Source organism: Streptococcus parasanguinis, assembly GCF_015556095.1.
Lineage (GTDB): Bacteria > Bacillota > Bacilli > Lactobacillales > Streptococcaceae > Streptococcus > Streptococcus parasanguinis_Q.
Genome location: NZ_JADNLT010000003.1, coordinates 184769 through 202341, shown reverse-complemented (window position 1 = coordinate 202341; position 17573 = coordinate 184769). Strand labels below are relative to the sequence as shown.

Below are 17573 nucleotides of genomic sequence, written 5' to 3'. Positions count from 1 at the left end.
CAGCCCTACTCAACTGTGCGGAGGTGGGACGACGAAATCGAATTCTAACGAATTACCGATTTCTGTCCCACTCTCTTTTTTGTGTTGATCACAGTTTTTGATACTCTCACACCTTATTGTCCTTCATCACTTCTGCTTCTTCTCATTTGAATGACGAGGTAAGCAACAGAAACAATAGATAACAAGGCACCCAGGATCACGCCTTTTTGTCTAAAGACGAATTCAACCTTATGATTTCCCTTTGAGATTGGGAACGATAAGAATGCATTCCATGCTTTTTCGGTTTTGACAAACTTCCCATCCACTTTCACTTTCCAGCCATCGCTGTATGGAATAGAAGTCATCATATAATTACTATCATCTGTGATAGACACATCACCAACAATATGGGTATTTGAAAACTTGGTTACTTGTAAACCTTGTTTCTTCCGGTTTTCTAATACCTGTTGAATCTGATCAATATCGGCACGATAAACACCTGCATTGCTCATATCGATGTGATCTGTTCTAAATCTAAATTCAATAACCGTTTCTTGGTTTTCAGTTTGATCTGTCAACTGCCAAATTTGTCTTTGCGTGAAAATTTTAGCATTGAGCAACCATTTATTATTGAGTAAAACCGAGTAATCTTGGTTTTGGATCAAAGATACAGGAGTAAAGAAATAATAGGTGTAATTAGTACGTGGAGTGACCTTATAACGAATAATAGCATCTTTTGACGAATCCGCTCTCTTATAGATGGCTTCTCCCGTTTCCTTATTAACCTTTTCTTCGATCACATTTTCTGTCTCGATCGAGCTGAACGCCAAGGGTTTAAAGTACTCAACGGTATCATTATTGGCCTTTTGATGCCCCTCCATGGAGTTCAAAATAATATTCTGGTTAGCAAAGGCATTATTGGCACCAAATTGAATATTCTTTACCAGACTGTTAGTCCCGTATGCAAGTGGAAAGGAATTTGGATTCTTATAGACGACATAACGCTTGTCCTCATAGACCTTGTCTGTGAAATAGCGATGCAGATCAAAGCGGTCTGTAAATCGATAAAAGTACATCTTATCCGGATTGGCTTCAATCTCCTTAGGATCAAAATCCTTGGCACTCATAAAGTAACGAACACCATATAAAGCATCTGTCAAAGGTGTCCCGTTTGAATATTGGGTCGCCGCGTTGACTCCAAGATCTCCCATGAAAGCAAAGTGATCCATGGTGCTACGTTCCAAACTTGAGCTAAAGGTACTTAGACCCGGGTAGGACACCAAGGAAGGAACCGTTCTGGAGTAGGCAAAATCTGTGGCAATCCGATAGAATTTTTGATCTGCATTTTCTTGGATATTGTCTGTCACGCGCTTGACCGAAACGGTCGCATCTGCAAACTTGTGCACATCATCATACCCAAATGTTACTTGGGACAAATAGGCATTATAGCCAAACTCAAAGATTGTGAGCACAGATACGACAATCATGGATAAACGTGAGATCTTAAAGTTTAGGATAAAGAGAATGCTCAGATAGAGCATCGCTGTAATCCCCACTTGCGACAAGAGATAGCTTGTCTTTAATAAGACAGCAGCTAGCACTAAGATGAGCGCTGCTAGAGCCATTCGGATCATTTTTTCCAATTGGCTCTTCTGAGATTTTTCCCAATACGCATAGAAGATGAAGCAGGTCACCGCTGCTATTCCCAGAACACTTAGAATAGAGAACTTAGAGAGGAAACGGCTGATCGCTTGCGGTTGAGTCTTTGAGATAAAACTATACTGATGAAAATAGAGATAAACTACCGACAAGAGCAAGCCCAAGCCGATGATGCAGTTGGTTCGTTTGGAAATAACGATCTTCTGCTTCATCGCTTGATAAGCTAGGACAAGCATAAAGAATGAAAACAGCCAAGAAAAACGGAAGAAGAAACCGGCTGGGTTTTGTCCCATATGCCATATCTTACTGACAAATTCATTGACAAAGGAAATCAGGAAAATGAGGGTAACAATCCCTGCAGCCCATTTTTTGGCTTTTCCAACTTTTTGCGATAGGAAATAAAAGATAAAACCAAGAAAGCCGAGCGCTCCAATATAAATATTGGGAAGGTTGGGACCCGCTGACCAGCCTGATGTTGTATCAAAGCCACCAACAACCAACTTAGAAAGAATATCCAAAGGGTTAATTTGGAAGGCAAATGAGAAGCTCATGCCTCCTCCAACTTGCCCCTTACTTTCAATCAGGTTGAAAAATACAGGCAAGAGCAAGACTGAAGCTGTCGCAATCCCAATAATCGAATAGATCACCGCTTGCAACAAAGGGATACTAAAGTTTTTAATCTTTGTCTTCAGATCCCCTTCAATCAGCAATCTTGGCGATACATAGTAGCAAGCATACAGAGCGATGAAAATGGAGATCATATAGCCCATGTAAAACTGAAGTAAGACCGTCAATCCCAGAGCAAAAGCATAGCGATAAGGAGATTTCCCATCTAATAATTCTTCCAAATACACAATCACAATTGGCAGCATGATCATGGCATCATAGAAGATGATGTTCATCTGATAGGAAACCAACATCCCTGACAAGGCATAGGCTGTCGAGAATAATGGAACCAACCATTTTCTAGATTCTAATCCTTTGTAGCGCTTGATTAAAAGGAAAGCAAAGGATAGACCGATTGCCCCGTAGCGGAGCCAAATGGTTAAAAATACTGCTGTTCCAAAATATTTGAGAGGAGCTAGAATATAGATGATGTTGAAGGGACTCATTAAATAGTAGCCGAGCACACCGATCATATCTCCACCAAGAGACTTGGTGAAAGAATAACTCAAACTAGATAGATCCCCCGTCAAGATGGCATTTTTTAATAAGCCAAAGAAACTGATATATTGCTGTCCAAAGTCAACAGCCATCAGACTCTTGCTTCCAAAAGGATACATCCCTATAAAAGCCCACACAATGAGCATGATGGTCATTGGGAGCAGGGCACTTGCAGCATAGAGAACTTTCTTTGGATGTTTTTTCCAAAACTCTTGCCAACGCATGAACCAGATTAACATGTTTTCTCCTATCTTCTTTAGCCGATATGATTTTTCTTCGCTTGTTCGATATTAGTCTCTTCAATAATGAAATGAGGACGACGCTTCACTTCGTAATAGATCTTGCCAATATACTCTCCAAGAATTCCGATGGAGATGAGTTGAACTCCGCTAAATAATATAATAGCCGCAATCGTTGTGAAATAACCACTCACATAATTCCCAGCAGCGAAGATATATTTCATCAACTCAAAAACTAGATATAATAGAGCCAGCCCTAAACAGATGAAACCGAATTGAATACAAACACGGAGAGGACGATCATTAAAAGAAATAATTCCTTGAATCGCATAATTCAAAGATTTCTTAAAACCAAACTTGCTCTTTCCAGCCTTACGGGTTTCATTCTTATAAGGAATTACTTTCTCTTTAAAACCAATCCATTCATACAAACCTTTATTAAAGCGATTGTACTCTGGCATTGACACAAAGGCTTCCATCGCTTTTCGGCTAACCAGTCTTAATTCAGATTTTCCATCTGTTAGGTGCACATCCATGGAGCGATTTGACAAGAAGTAAAACAAACGTGCAAAGGAACTTCCTACAAAAGATTCTCCTTCACGAGTTCGTTGGCCACTAACAATATCATAGCCCTCATTATAAGCTTCTAAGAATAAGGGAATCAAGTATGGTGGATGCTGGAGATCTCCGTCCATGACCATCACCGCATCCCCACTGGCATATTTAAAACCAGCCAAGATGCCACTCTCTCGTCCAAAATTTCGACTGAAACGGATATATTTGATGCGGTCGTTTTCTCTTGCAAATTCTTCAATTAACTCAAAGGTCTTGTCACTACTTCCATCATCGATGTAGAGGATTTCATAATCAGAGAGTTCTTTCCCTAACATTTGCTCAAGCTGATTAGAAATTTCACGATGGGTTTGAGGAAGTACCAGCTCCTCATTCAAGAGGGTTATTAAGATTGATAATTTCATCCCTTTTTCTCCATAATACATTCCCAAAAAAGAGAGAGCTCATGCTCTCCCCTTATATAGAAACTCATTGTTTATTTAATAGACAATTTTCGTTTCAATACGACTGCACCTGCTAACACAAAGGCTCCTGAGAATACAAATCCAGTTGCTACAACTTCACCTGTATTAGGAAGAAGCACTTTACGCCCTCCTCCATTGTTTCCACCTTTTGGTCCTGGTTTTCCAGTCGTGGTCGTCGTCGTTGATTCTTCACTTCCTGGAGTCACCGGTTTCTCTGGAGTTGTCGTTGTTGTGGTGGTGGTGGTTGGTTCTGCAGTAGTCGTTGTAGTTGTAGTTGGCTCTGCAGTAGTCGTTGTAGTTGTAGTTGGCTCTGCAGTAGTCGTTGTTGTGGTTGTCGGCTCTGCAGTAGTCGTCGTCGTTGTCGTTGGTTCTGCAGTAGTCGTTGTTGTGGTGGTTGGCTCTGCAGTAGTCGTCGTCGTGGTGGTTGGCTCTGCAGTAGTTGTTGTAGTTGTCGTTGGCTCTGCAGTAGTAGTCGTCGGCTCTTCTGTTGTCGTGGTTGTAGTAGTCGTCGGCTCTTCTGTTGTCGTAGTTGTAGTAGTCGTCGGCTCTGCAGTAGTCGTTGTGGTTGTCGTTGGCTCTGCAGTAGTCGTTGTGGTTGTCGTTGGCTCTGCAGTAGTCGTCGTTGTGGTTGTCGTTGGCTCTGCAGTAGTCGTCGTTGTGGTTGTTGGCTCTGCAGTAGTTGTTGTCGTTGTCGTTGGTTCTGCAGTAGTCGTGGTGGTGGTTGTTGGTTCTGCAGTAGTTGTTGTGGTTGTTGTAGTCGTGGTGGTTGTTGTAGTTGTTGTAGTTGTTTTTTGGTCTACAATATTCTTAGCTACAGGAGCTTTTGGTGTTTTGAATTCACCAGCTTCAACTACAGTATCAGCTGCCAACTCATAACCTTCTGGAGCTTTAACTTCTTTAATGATGTATTTGTCACGCAAGATGTTCTTAACAGTGAATTCACCATTAGCATCTGACTCAAACTCACCAATGATATCTTGGTTAGTTGCACGGATAACTTGGAATTTCGCACCTTTAAGTGGAGCACCGTTTTCGTCTACTTTTTTCACTTGAATGCTAAATTCGTAACCGACACCTTCACCACCAGCGATTTGGATGTTTACTTTACTATTTGAAGGGTACTCCTCTTTGTTATCACCTTTGATTGTCGCTGTATTCTTAATTTGTTCGCCGTCAACAGTTTCATAGTTAGCAACTGCTTCATATTCTACTGCAAAGTGATCGTTAGCAGAAATATTACCAAAGTCAATAGAGAATGACTTATCTGTTGCATTTACTGTATAGTTAGCAGTAACGTCTTGTTTATTTGTAAGCGTCCATTTACCACCACTGTATACCCAAGTACCTTTGAAGATTTTGAAACTGCCAGCTTTGTAGGTAACCCCTGCTGATGCTATTGAATCTGAAAGGACTGCATTGTTGATTGCTTCGTTAGTTCTGTTTACAGAGATACGGAATCCAAGGTTTTTGTGATCTCCATTATCCCAACCAGATTTGATGATTGTGTAACGTTTACCTTCACCAACTGTTGTACTTGTTACTTTACCGTTGAATTTTACATTACCGTTAACAGAAACCTTAACAGGAACTTCACCATCATTTGGGAATTTATCTTTGTTAACACCAGCGTAGAAGAAGAATGAACCTGAAACGTCATTTTTCGTTTGAGCGAAATCTGTGAATGTCAAGACAATCTTACCAGTTTTTGCATCAACTTTTGCATCGGCAATCTTTTTACCAGTGATTGTATCGTTGATTTCAAAATCCTGAGACTTGATATCGATTGGTCCATCGATAGTGACTTCAGTTGTATCCCCTGCTTTAACATTTTTTCCTTCTAAAGCAAATTTTGCATTCAGACGGAAAGTGTCATAACGACCTAGACCGGTTGCTAATTCTTCACCTTTGCTATTTTGGATCTTGATCTCCGTGATGACATCGACTTTTTTAGGCGTTTCCGCCTGTACAGTTTTAGAAAAAAGTGTCAATGACACAATCAATAGCGAACAAACTATTGACAAAAAAACTGCTATCTTTTTCATTTTTTCTCCCTTTCTAGGCTGATTTTTTATAAATCAACGCATATAATATAGCAAAACATAGTGAGAAAGTCAAGATTATTGAACAAAAAATCCATCTTTTGTATATTTAAGGGCTATTTGGCTTCTGAATTTTTTCTAAGTAACTCTTCCTCTTTCAAACAGTTATTTTTCCAAAATCAACACATTTTTTGTAGATAAGTTGCTTTCTTTATACCCTGATTCTTTATAGAGATTTAGAGTGGCTGTTTCAGAATAGCCATTTTTTTCCTCTTGCATTTCCCTTGGAACTACCACTATGTCAATCTTAGAATCAAGCTTTTTGTCATTATGGTAGAAAATATCATACAATTTTTCATGGCTGCGAAGACTCGGCGTATAGCCACCTGCTGCTAAGACCGCTTTATCTTTAGGGATAGCCTGCAGGGTCTTTTCGAGCCCATCAAAATAGTCTTTGCGTGTTTGATAGTATTGGATTTCAAAACTCCAATTATGCGTGAAACTATATAGAATGGCGCTTGAAAAAATGATGGAAGAAGCTAGTAGAGCCACCAATACATTATCTGATGCCGACTGGTTCTTGCTTAATTGATCGATAGACAATAAAGCCATCAAAAATAGAAGCGTGACCGAACCATAGCTATACTGAAAACCAATATCATATTGGTAAGGCCAATCCATCAATAAATTAATGAGAAAAAGAGGCAACATCAGAAAATAGGTAGACCAACGTCGCTGAATCAGTGGTAAAAAGCTAAAAGGAAAAAGGACCAAAAAGAGGTAACCAAGTCGTTTCGCTGTAAATAAACTTCCCAAAACATAAAGCGGATTTAGGACTACATTTTTCACAACCATCAGGAGGCCGTTTTCGCCACTTAATAATAGATTATTGTATCGAGAAACCATAGCTCCCTCGCCATATCTTGCTAAGAGGAACATGGCAAGTGCAAAATAAAGTATTGGCAAGGCAAACAAGCTGAGATACAACCACTTTTTAAACTTGGCCTCGAAGGTAAAACGACGTTGAAAAGCAAAATAAAGTCCTAAGGACAGCACGTAGACAAAGGCATCCTCTTTCACGAAAAGGAGCAACAAGGTGAACAAGATAGTTCTTCCACGCCACTGAGAAATCAGGCTGTAGAACAACCAAAGTATCAATGGAGGCAAAAAACAATTTTCATGCAAATGGAATCCACCACTCGTTGTCATGACCGGAGTCACAAAAAAGAGGGCAAGCACGAGTGGCGTCATGACTTTTGGCAATTGTATTTTCTTTAGAATCAAACAAAGCGGGATAACTGCAGAAAAGACAATCACTGTTTGAGCGATATCTAATGTTTCCACATAAGGAAATAGCATATAAAAGGGCAAGATCAAATAATAAATAGGAGAAATATGGACTCCAAAATGCGATAAGGCCCTATCTCTTTCAAGGGTGGTAACTTGTGAAAAATCATGTCTCATTCTCTCAAACATCTGTGAAAAGATTCCAATATCAAAAGAAGAGACCGCATTGGCTTTAATCTTATAATAGGCAACAATCGATAGATAGAGCACATAGAAAATACCACCTATAATTGTCACCACTGTGAGTCTTCGAACCCAGGTTTCATTAACTTTAGCCAAAGAAACCTTTGAGAGAAGAAAACCGATCAGGACGGCAACGATAACGGCTACTAATACTGGCCAAATCAAAGTAGGCAACTTCGATTCAGAAATCGTAAACGTAAAGATTCCCAGTTCCTTATCTTGAAGATTGGCACTGGTTTGTAGCAACAATTTCGGAAAAGACAAGACATCTACCGCTAAGAAAATATAAGCGATTGTTTCTTTTCCTAAATAAAAATATAGAAACAAGACCAGTGAGAGCAACACTAGGCCCAATGACATAAAGAGACTCGGACTTTTCAAAATAGAAATAAATAGGATACCTGCCACGAACCAGAGATTCAATTTTTGTATGCAGATATACTTCTTGCTCTCCGTCAAAAACCAGAGAATAGGATAACTAATGAGCAAAGCAAGGACTGTATGGCCCCATCCCACTTTACCCAGTTCTAGAAACAATTCCTTTGTTGAAAAACTCAATAGATTGACCATCATGGCCACAAAATAAGAACCTAGAAGCAACCATAAATAGTTAAGGTTCATTGTCTTAGCAAGTTTCATTTCTATCAATACCTCCCAATTGTAGTTCCTATTCTAGCACAAAACCCTTACTATTTCTAGATAGTAATAACCATACCAAAAGAGAGGCTGATACCAATTCAACCTCTCTTTTTCTTATAATTCCTGTAATAAATAACGGAAGAGTTCTAAATTTCCTTTTTCTTCATTGACCAAGTATTCTGGATGCCATTGCAAGCCCATAATCCGATGGCCGTCTACTGCTTCAATCGCTTCGATGGTGTGATCGCGCGGATCAAAGGCGGTCGCACGGAAATTTGGTGCAAGATCCTTGATACTTTGACGGTGCACGGAATTGATCCGACTAGCCTGACCAAAGAGTTGCTCCACCACACTACCTTTTTTAGTCTCGATAGAATGGGAAGTCCCAAACGGAAGTCCTTGCCAATGTCCCTCAATCTCTTGATTGAGTGTTCCTCCAAAAGCCACATTGATCAACTGAACCCCACGGCAGATTCCTAGAACCGGTTTGTTTTGGCGAACCGCTTCCTTCAGCAGGGCAAGCTCAAATTGATCCCGTTCGATATTGTAATCATCGCTTTCGATGGTTTTTTCTTCGCCATAGAGACTAGGATCGACATTTTGGCCTCCACTTAAGATCAATTTGTCAATCGTTTCAACATAGTCCTTAACCAAGGAAAGATCTCCCATCGGGATGACCATTGGAAGCCCACCTGCTTGACGGATTCCTTCCGCAAATTGACTAGACACGGAGGAATGAAGGTTTTTCCCTTCCGGGTCCACCGGACAGAGATTAGCGGATACTCCAACAATTGTTCTGCACATATTCATTCCTCCTTCATTTTAACTACTACTTATTTTACCACCCATTAGTGATAGTGTCTAATATGTATTTTTTAAAACCGTGATAGATTTTATTTATCACCCTCACCTTCCTCACAAAACAATTGATGATCATACAAGTTTTTTTACCTATATTATGTTAAAATAGAGAGGAAAATAGAATCGTCCTTCAAGGCACACATTAGGCTGTTTCGAAGGCGCAAGCGCTAGATTCCTAGCCTTGTTGAAAAATAGACATAGAAATGGAAGATACAATGGAAAAACAAACCGTTGCAGTATTGGGTCCTGGTTCATGGGGAACAGCCCTTTCACAAGTCCTCAATGATAACGGCCATGAAGTCCGTCTCTGGGGAAATATCCAAGAACAAATCGATGAAATCAATACCGCTCATACCAATCAACGCTATTTCAAAGACATCGTTATTAGCGAAGACATCACTGCTACGACTGATTTGAAAGCAGCTTTGGACGGTGTGGACGCTATCCTCTTTGTCGTTCCTACAAAGGTGACCCGCTTGGTGGCGAAACAAGTTGCTGAAACACTGGATCACCCTGTAACAGTCATGCACGCTTCCAAGGGACTAGAACCTGGTACACACGATCGAATTTCTCAAATCCTTGAAGAAGAAATTCCTGCTTCTCTTCGCAGCGAGGTAGTGGTCGTTTCTGGACCAAGTCATGCAGAGGAGACCATCGTACGGGATATCACCCTCATTACAGCAGCCTCAAAAGATTTAGAAGCGGCTCGCTATGTTCAAGAACTCTTTAGCAATCACTACTTCCGCCTCTATACCAATACAGATGTTATCGGAGTGGAAACTGCTGGAGCCTTGAAGAATATCATCGCGGTCGGAGCTGGAGCCCTGCACGGTCTTGGTTATGGTGACAATGCCAAAGCAGCCATCATCACGCGCGGTCTCGCTGAAATCACGCGCCTTGGCGTTAAGCTCGGAGCTAGCCCATTGACCTATAGCGGTCTGTCTGGGGTTGGTGACCTGATCGTTACCGGAACTTCTGTTCACTCTCGCAACTGGCGAGCTGGGGATGCTCTCGGACGTGGCGAAAAACTGGAAGATATTGAAGCCAACATGGGCATGATCATCGAAGGGATCTCTACGACCAAAGTCGCCCACGAGCTGGCCCAAGAATTGGATGTCTACATGCCAATTACACAAGCCATTTACCAAGTCATCTATGAAGGAAAAGATATCCGCGAAGCCATCCACCACATGATGAGCAATGAATTTAAAGAAGAAAACGAGTGGAAATAAGTCAACCACCCTATAATGAATCATACCTTTTAGAAAGGAAACTATATGACTAAAGTTAGAAAAGCAGTCATTCCTGCGGCTGGTTTGGGGACACGCTTCCTCCCAGCTACCAAAGCTTTGGCAAAAGAAATGTTGCCAATCGTTGACAAACCTACGATCCAATTCATCGTAGAAGAGGCTCTGAAATCTGGGATTGAAGAAATCCTTGTCGTAACAGGGAAGGCTAAACGTTCGATCGAAGACCATTTCGATTCTAACTTCGAATTGGAATACAATCTCGAGCAAAAAGGCAAGACTGACTTACTCAAGTTGGTCAATGATACAACAGCGATCAATCTTCATTTCATCCGCCAAAGTCACCCTCGAGGTTTAGGGGACGCTGTTCTTCAAGCCAAGGCCTTTGTTGGAAACGAGCCTTTTGTCGTTATGTTGGGAGATGACCTCATGGACATCACTAATGATGATGCCTTACCATTGACCAAACAATTGATGAACGACTACGATGAAACTCATGCGTCAACCATCGCTGTGATGGAAGTCCCTCACGAAGAGGTTTCTTCTTACGGTGTGATCGCACCTCAAGGCGAAGGTATCAATGGTCTTTATAGCGTTGAAACGTTTGTCGAAAAGCCAAATCCAGAGGATGCTCCAAGTGATCTCGCTATTATCGGACGCTACCTCTTGACTCCTGAAATCTTTGATATTCTTGCAAATCAAGAACCAGGTGCCGGCAATGAAATTCAATTGACGGATGCGATCGACACCCTCAATAAGACCCAACGAGTCTTTGCCCGTGAATTTAAAGGCCAGCGCTACGATGTGGGTGATAAATTCGGCTTCATGAAAACTTCGATTGACTATGCCTTGAAACACCCTCAAGTCAAAGATGATCTCAAACAATATATTATCGACCTTGGAAAAAAATTAGAAGCATCTGAACAAACTGCAGACTAAAAAAGAAGGAAGAGAGATTTCATTCTCACTTCCTTTTTTGTTGTATCTTATAAACTGTATCGTTTAATGGGTTCTACGTTTTTCGATGTAGTAGCCAAATCCAAAAACTGTCAAAATAACTCCGCCTACCATCGTCGCGATTGAGATACTTTGTCCGGTTGATGGTAATTTTTTCTCACCTTTCTTCACTTCAATTTTTGCTGCAGATTTATAAACTACACCATAAGTTGAGAAATGAGAGGTTGTAAATGTTACGGCTGACTTATCTTCATTTAGTTGGAATTGGAAGGATTCCAATTGGCCATTTTCACCGATACCATAAACTGCTTCTACTTCTTTTTGCCCATTGACTGGAATGGTCACAACCGTTGGACTAATTTGATGTACAGGATTATTTTGGTTCGATAATTGAATATTATATGCCTTGTAATCTTTACCAGCTAGTTCTTTGACATCTTTCAAAACTTCAACAAGGAGACTATAGCCACCTTGAGCAAAATCAGGGTTTTGCAAAACGATATCTGTTGCTTGGTCTACTAAAATATATGAATTTGTTGGTAAAACTGGGCGACCAACGGTACTAACACTGTTACTGTTTGTAGGAACAATAGTAGTTGAACTACTTGGTGTTGTTTCTTCCTTGCTTGGTTCCGTACTTGCTTCGGTGCTTGGTGTCGTTTCTTCCTTGCTTGGTTCTGTACTTACTTCGGTGCTTGGTTTTGTTTCTTCCTTGCTTGGTTCTGTACTTGATTCGGTGCTTGGCTTCGTTTCTTCCTTGCTTGGTTCTGTACTTGACTCTGTGCTTGGCTTCGTTTCTTCCTTGCTTGGTTCTGTACTTGACTCTGTGCTTGGCTTCGTTTCTTCCTTGCTTGGTTCTGTACTTGACTCTGTGCTTGGCTTCGTTTCTTCCTTGCTTGGTTCTGTACTTGACTCTGTGCTTGGCTTCGTTTCTTCCTTGCTTGGTTCTGTACTTGACTCTGTGCTTGGCTTTGTTTCTTCCTTGCTTGGCTCGGTACTTGATTCTGTTGGATCCTTGTAGTCATCTGGTAAAGATGCACGGTATGGATCATCTGTACGACCTGCTTCTTTAAGAGTTGCAGATAATTCAGACTCATATTGCTTGAATTGTTTGAAGAGACGTTCAGACCGAGCTAAAGCATCCTCAGTCACTTTATCTTCAACTGCTTTTGCTGCAGCTTCATCCGCTTTCAAGGCTGCATATTTGCTATCACTAACCTTCTGTTCAATGATCAATTGTTCTTCGAGAGCTTTCCAGTGATTTTGAATCGATTTTCCAAAGAGGTCTTGATTATTGATGGCCATCTGGTCAATATGCCATACTGTCCAATACCATGAATTCGGATCATAGGTAGCAGTTTGAGGTTTGAAAGCTTTATAGGTATCCTTTACATTTCCATAGAAAGGAACATAAGGAGTGTTCCGAGATGGTCCCATACCAAGCCATAACGTACCACCAAATGATTTTGGAAGGTTTGGATTGATTTGGTAGACATGGGCATCGATGACGTTTTCGTTTCCTAAAGCATACTTGTATTGGTCTTTCCGAACAGTATCGTTGCTACCATCATCCCCTTGTTTCTTGACACCAATTTGATCGTCTGGAACAAATCGACCATTCAAATGTTCAAAACGGTTGCGTTGGAGAGCAAAGGCATCTTCCAAAGTAAATTTCTTGTTTGGATCTGTTGGTGAGCGGAAGAGTTCGTATTCATCATCTTCATAAGTCACTTTTGAATTTGGATCCAAAAGAGTGATTCCTGCGTAAGTACGTGAACGGTCTCCTTCAGCATATTTTTCTGGTCCATAAGATTTAGCGATATGGAAGTTACCGTCTTTATCTGTCTTGTAGTTACCAGATTCTTTGGCTACTTTTTCGACATCTTTCGAAGCGATCACATTTTCCTTGTCATTCAAATCCACATGACCAAGGTAGTAAGTATTTGCAAAGACTGCATATTTGTCTTCTGGAACTTTTACCGCTACATATTGGTGACCAGAAAGAATTTCCATATACCAAGTTTCTTTTTGGTCTGCAAAAACGACAACATTCCCTTCTGCCGATCCTTTTTCTTCAATGACTTTAGCTAGGAATTCAACCCCTTCACGAGCAGACTTAACGCGTGGTAAAACCACGTCCAACATAGCAGCTTCTGGAATCCCATTTTCTGTCAATGGGTCTGTCTTCAAAACCTTTTTGTTTGGAATTGCTGTAACAGTTGAGGTCATGGAAACTCCAGCTTCGTTAAATCCATGTTCACCAAAAGCACCGTTACTACCATCTCCACGAGCAGAGTCATAAGTCGCTGTGTATTTCATTTCACTAGCAGCATGTGGATAGGTAAAACCATTGGATTCGTCTTCCAGTTGATCCCCTTCCTTATAATTCTTCGCATCAACAACCACATAATTCTTGTTGTGCTTGCCACCATTTGGATAGTAAGGGTAATCTTCTGTCCGACCAAAGAGAGTAGTCCCATCCTTGGTCAATTGCCGACCAATGATAAAGCCACAACAGGCTTGAACGGCTTGAACTGGTAGGAGCAAAAATGTCATTGCTACCAATGAAAGTTTAAACAACCATTTCTTCATGGCAAATCTCCTTTTCGAATACTCCTTTTAGTAAAAAAGGATAGCATTACCGATTTTTTATACCTCCAGTTTACATCTTTTCATTCATTTTTGCAAACGCTTACCAGGCTTGTTTTTATTCTATTTTTTCCTAAATTATCTTTCTATCAACTCATTTCTATGTAAATTATATATATTTATTGAGATTTCAAACAATTTTCTGTTAGTTTACGATTGCGCTACATTTTTTAGGAAAAAAAGAGAGTGGGACAGAAATCGGTAATTCGTTAGAATTCGATTTCGTCGTCCCACCTCCGCACAGTTGAGTAGGGCTGTAAAAGCTGATGAAATCAGCGTAGTAGAGTCCACTCAACCACTGCGTCTTGCTCGACAATCCAAAAACAATTAAGAGGCTAGGACTTTTGTCCTAGCCTCTTCTTAAAATAGATTCAAGATTTTACCTAAGAAATAAAGCAAAAGCAAGAGATAAGATAGGGCTGCACTCATCTGATAGGTTCGGTTCATAAAGCGAGCTTCCCCTCTTACTGGAAAGACATAAGCCAACATCACCCCAGCTACTAAGCCACCGATGTGCCCCGCCATACTGATTCCTGGCATGAAGCTAAAGATCAAATTGACCACAATCAAGCTGGTATAGGACTGACTCAAGTGCCGAATATAGGGGCTTTGGACAATAAAGCGCAAAGCACCAATGGTCCCAAACAGTCCAAAGAGGGCTGTAGAAGCTCCTGCCGCAATCACATCTGGCGTAAAAATAGCTACAAAGACATTACCCATCATGCCTGATAAGAGATAAAGAGCTAAGAAAGCCTTCGATCCAAAGAGATCTTCTGCCAAACGTCCTAAGTAATAGAGGGTGATCATATTGAGCACAAAATGTTCTAGGCCGATATGAACAAATGTAGCTGTTACGATTCGCCATAACTGGCTAGGATCGACTTTCACAACCTCTCCAATAATACCACCGCTATAGTAAACAGCAGCACCTGTTTGGTAGTCGCCTCCAAATCGGATAAACATGGAAAGAAAGACTGCCGTTGTGACGAGCAACAAGAGACTGGTCACAGGATAACGACGATCAAAGAGTAACTTCATAGACTAGCACCTCCTGAACTGCCTGATCAAAAGTATCTGGCTGGAAATCCCCTTGCTGGATGGAATAAATCGTACTAACCGTTTTTCCAGTAAAATCTTCCAAATAACGATCATAATAGCCACCACCATAGCCAATTCGGTAGCCTTTTGACTGGAAGACCACGCCTGGTACATGGATCAGATCAATCTCTGACTGATCCACAAGCTTTCCTTTTTCATTGGGCTCCAGCAAACCAAAGCGTGTCTTTTCCAAAATATTAGGATCGTATTCCACAAATTCCATTCGCCCTTGTGGATAGGTACGGGGAACACAGACGCGTTTTCCAAGTTGAAGAGCTGCTTGGATCAAGCCAGCTGTGGAAACTTCATGGCCAAAAGACAGATAGGTCGCAAGGGTCTTTGCCTCCTGAAAAGCTGGTAGCTCCAAGAGGCGCTGAGTCAGCTCTTCATCTGCTTGAGTTTTTACGGATTCTGGCAACTGTTTCATAGCTGCAATGGTTTCTTTTCGTAGTGTTTTCTTCATTCCCTACTCCTTTTGTCTAGCTTTAATTGTATCATTTTTTAGGAAAGATCCGAACAGTTTTTATACAACAAAGAAAAAATCCAACTCCAGACGGAGTTGAATCATTCCTTTATTGGTTGGCCTTCATTTTCAAAAATTTACCAATGTTTTCCACAGCAAAGGGAAGGGCTGCTTCATTTGGGCTCATCTTCGGATGGTGTAAGGCATAAGGGGTATCAATCCCCAACCAGAACATGACACCAGGGACTTTGCTCAAGAGAAAGCCGAAGTCTTCTCCTGTCATCGCAGGCAGGATATCAATCAGGTTTACGTCTTCCTCAGCTGTGAAAAAGTCCATGAGTTCTTTGGCCATTTCTGGTTGGTTTTCCACAGGCAGGTAACCTCCTTGCTTGAGTTCCAGGTCCAATTTCACATCAAAGGCTGCTGCAACTCCTTCTGCAATGGCTTTGACCCGTTTTTGAGTCAAAAGGTTCATCTCCATGGTCAAGGTCCGAATGGTCCCATGAAGGAAGGCTGTCTCAGCAATCACATTATTGGTTGTTCCTGCATGCATGGAACCAAAGGTCACCACAGCCCCTTCAATCGGATCGACATTTCGACTCACGACCGATTGGACTTGGGTAATGAAGTAAGAGGCTGCTACAAGAGTGTCATTGGCCTCATGTGGAAAGGCAGCATGCCCTCCCTTACCTGTAAAGGTAATCTTGACTTCACAGGTCCCCGCAAAAAGGGTACCCGTATTGGTCGCAATGTCTCCCACCTTCAAATCAGGGCGCACATGCAGACCATAAAATTCATCAGGGAGCCAGTCGCCAAAAGCATTGTCCTTATACATGAGCATCCCACCAGCTTCGTTTTCTTCAGCTGGTTGGAAGAGAAAGAGTAGGTTATTTTTTGGTTGCACTTGAACCAGTTGATCCAACAGCCCAAGAGCTGTCGTCATATGCATATCATGACCACAAGCATGCATCCGTCCTTCGTGCTTGGAGGCAAAATCAAGGCCCGTTTGTTCCACAATCGGTAAGCCATCGATATCTGTCCGCCAGCCGATGGTTTTTTCAGGAGCAGACCCATGGAGATAAACCAAGATCCCGGTCCGCCAAGTCCGCTGCTCTACAAAGTCCTTGCCTGCAGTGATCTCTGCGATCCTCTCTAAAAGGTAGGCTTGGGTTTTAAATTCTTCCAATCCAATTTCAGGGATTTGGTGCAAATCCCGTCTGATTTTGATTAAATCCAATGTCATAGTTGTCTTCTTTCTATTAGATTAGAATAGAGGCCTTGCGGCCTCTACTATCAATATCTTATAAATTACGCAAGGCGTCTTCTAGTGCTGTTTTTTGTTGTGTTTTTTCATCGATTTCCTTGATGATGCGAGCTGGGACACCAGCTACAACCACATTTTCAGGGACATCTTGAGTAACGATAGCTCCAGCGGCAACGACGGATCCGTTCCCTACTTGAACCCCTTCAATCACAACTGCATTGGCACCGACCAAGACATTGTCACCGATCCGAACAGGCTCAGCAGAAGCTGGCTCAATGACACCCGCAAGAACGGCACCTGCACCGATGTGGCTGTTTTTACCAACTGTTGCACGACCACCAAGGATAGCCCCCATATCAATCATAGTTCCTGCACCGATTTCAGCACCGATATTGATGACAGCCCCCATCATCACGACAGCATTGTCTTCGATGGTCACTTGGTCACGGATGATAGCGCCTGGTTCGATACGCGCATTTAGATAGCGCTTATCAAGCAAGGGAACAGCTGAATTACGGCCATCTTGTTCGACCACATAATCCTTGTTCTCTGTCAAGTTGGCAAGAAGGGGCTCGATATCTTTCCAGTCACCGAACAACACATTACCTAGTTTTGTGACAGAAGCTGGAACAGCTGTTGCCAATTCCCCTTCAAAGGTAACTTTCACATTTGTTTTCTTTTCTGCATTTCCGATAAAAGCGATAATTTCTTGAGCAGACATTTTTTGTGCTGTCATAAGATTCTCCAT

The 17573-nt window shown here is 41.6% G+C and carries 12 protein-coding genes; 2 read left to right on the top strand and 10 right to left on the bottom strand.

Annotated features, from left to right (window positions below; genetic code table 11):
- Window positions 1-113: 113 nt before the first annotated feature.
- The 5 genes from pgfM1 to I2E70_RS05085 all read right to left on the bottom strand — a co-directional run bounded on the left by pgfM1 (window position 114) and on the right by I2E70_RS05085 (window position 9090).
- On the bottom strand, window positions 114-3041 hold the full coding sequence (gene pgfM1, locus I2E70_RS05105; protein WP_195423792.1) for a glycosyltransferase PgfM1: 2928 nt from the start codon (window positions 3039-3041) through the stop codon (window positions 114-116).
- 17 nt (window positions 3042-3058) lie between these two features.
- Complete coding sequence (gene pgfS / locus I2E70_RS05100) at window positions 3059-4018, bottom strand: glycosyltransferase PgfS (protein WP_070661704.1); 960 nt, start codon at window positions 4016-4018, stop codon at window positions 3059-3061.
- A gap of 71 nt (window positions 4019-4089) precedes the next feature.
- Entirely contained in the window at window positions 4090-6120 is a 2031-nt protein-coding gene (locus tag I2E70_RS05095) for an Ig-like domain-containing protein (RefSeq protein WP_195423787.1), read from the bottom strand.
- A 162-nt stretch (window positions 6121-6282) separates the two neighbouring features.
- The gene (locus tag I2E70_RS05090; RefSeq protein WP_195423785.1) at window positions 6283-8286 is read right to left on the bottom strand and encodes a DUF2079 domain-containing protein; all 2004 of its coding nucleotides are present in this window, start codon (window positions 8284-8286) and stop codon (window positions 6283-6285) included.
- Between the two features lie 114 nt (window positions 8287-8400).
- Window positions 8401-9090: a gamma-glutamyl-gamma-aminobutyrate hydrolase family protein gene (locus I2E70_RS05085; RefSeq protein ID WP_195423782.1), complete on the bottom strand. Its 690-nt coding sequence runs from the start codon at window positions 9088-9090 to the stop codon at window positions 8401-8403.
- 272 nt (window positions 9091-9362) lie between these two features.
- On the opposite strand from I2E70_RS05085, the gene I2E70_RS05080 reads away from it, so the two are divergent.
- Together I2E70_RS05080 and galU are read left to right on the top strand one after the other, a co-directional pair.
- Window positions 9363-10379, top strand: coding sequence for an NAD(P)H-dependent glycerol-3-phosphate dehydrogenase (locus tag I2E70_RS05080; RefSeq protein ID WP_049482561.1), 1017 nt, complete (start codon window positions 9363-9365; stop codon window positions 10377-10379).
- A 45-nt stretch (window positions 10380-10424) separates the two neighbouring features.
- Window positions 10425-11333, top strand: a complete 909-nt coding sequence (gene galU / locus I2E70_RS05075; RefSeq protein WP_003008975.1) for a UTP--glucose-1-phosphate uridylyltransferase GalU — start codon at window positions 10425-10427, stop codon at window positions 11331-11333.
- A gap of 63 nt (window positions 11334-11396) precedes the next feature.
- Here galU and I2E70_RS10685 read toward each other — a convergent pair whose 3' ends face one another.
- From I2E70_RS10685 to dapD, 5 genes are all read right to left on the bottom strand, one after another.
- Entirely contained in the window at window positions 11397-13943 is a 2547-nt protein-coding gene (locus tag I2E70_RS10685; protein WP_195423779.1) for a C69 family dipeptidase, read from the bottom strand.
- Window positions 13944-14360: 417 nt separating this feature from the next.
- A complete protein-coding gene (locus tag I2E70_RS05065; RefSeq protein WP_049491404.1) occupies window positions 14361-15038 on the bottom strand; it encodes a rhomboid family intramembrane serine protease in 678 nt (225 codons plus the stop codon).
- Window positions 15022-15561 carry a 5-formyltetrahydrofolate cyclo-ligase gene (locus I2E70_RS05060; RefSeq protein ID WP_195423776.1) on the bottom strand — a complete coding sequence of 180 codons (540 nt, stop codon included), beginning with the start codon at window positions 15559-15561 and terminating at the stop codon, window positions 15022-15024. Before I2E70_RS05060 ends, I2E70_RS05065 begins: the two co-directional genes overlap by 17 nt.
- Window positions 15562-15670: 109 nt before the next feature.
- A complete protein-coding gene (locus tag I2E70_RS05055) occupies window positions 15671-16804 on the bottom strand; it encodes an N-acetyldiaminopimelate deacetylase (protein WP_195423773.1) in 1134 nt (377 codons plus the stop codon).
- A 58-nt stretch (window positions 16805-16862) separates the two neighbouring features.
- The gene (gene dapD / locus I2E70_RS05050) at window positions 16863-17561 is read right to left on the bottom strand and encodes a 2,3,4,5-tetrahydropyridine-2,6-dicarboxylate N-acetyltransferase (protein WP_003016885.1); all 699 of its coding nucleotides are present in this window, start codon (window positions 17559-17561) and stop codon (window positions 16863-16865) included.
- Between the last annotated feature and the right edge of the window lie 12 nt (window positions 17562-17573).

What these genes read in the sequence shown, in the direction of transcription:
- pgfS (WP_070661704.1), bottom strand. Translation starts at nt 4,018, where the DNA reads ATGAAATTATCAATCTTAATAACCCTCTTGAATGAGGAGCTGGTACTT.
- I2E70_RS05090 (WP_195423785.1), bottom strand. Translation starts at nt 8,286, where the DNA reads ATGAAACTTGCTAAGACAATGAACCTTAACTATTTATGGTTGCTTCTA.
- I2E70_RS05095 (WP_195423787.1), bottom strand. Translation starts at nt 6,120, where the DNA reads ATGAAAAAGATAGCAGTTTTTTTGTCAATAGTTTGTTCGCTATTGATT.
- pgfM1 (WP_195423792.1), bottom strand. Translation starts at nt 3,041, where the DNA reads ATGTTAATCTGGTTCATGCGTTGGCAAGAGTTTTGGAAAAAACATCCA.
- I2E70_RS05055 (WP_195423773.1), bottom strand. Translation starts at nt 16,804, where the DNA reads ATGACATTGGATTTAATCAAAATCAGACGGGATTTGCACCAAATCCCT.
- dapD (WP_003016885.1), bottom strand. Translation starts at nt 17,561, where the DNA reads ATGACAGCACAAAAAATGTCTGCTCAAGAAATTATCGCTTTTATCGGA.
- I2E70_RS05085 (WP_195423782.1), bottom strand. Translation starts at nt 9,090, where the DNA reads ATGTGCAGAACAATTGTTGGAGTATCCGCTAATCTCTGTCCGGTGGAC.
- I2E70_RS10685 (WP_195423779.1), bottom strand. Translation starts at nt 13,943, where the DNA reads ATGAAGAAATGGTTGTTTAAACTTTCATTGGTAGCAATGACATTTTTG.
- I2E70_RS05065 (WP_049491404.1), bottom strand. Translation starts at nt 15,038, where the DNA reads ATGAAGTTACTCTTTGATCGTCGTTATCCTGTGACCAGTCTCTTGTTG.
- I2E70_RS05060 (WP_195423776.1), bottom strand. Translation starts at nt 15,561, where the DNA reads ATGAAGAAAACACTACGAAAAGAAACCATTGCAGCTATGAAACAGTTG.
- galU (WP_003008975.1), top strand. Translation starts at nt 10,425, where the DNA reads ATGACTAAAGTTAGAAAAGCAGTCATTCCTGCGGCTGGTTTGGGGACA.
- I2E70_RS05080 (WP_049482561.1), top strand. Translation starts at nt 9,363, where the DNA reads ATGGAAAAACAAACCGTTGCAGTATTGGGTCCTGGTTCATGGGGAACA.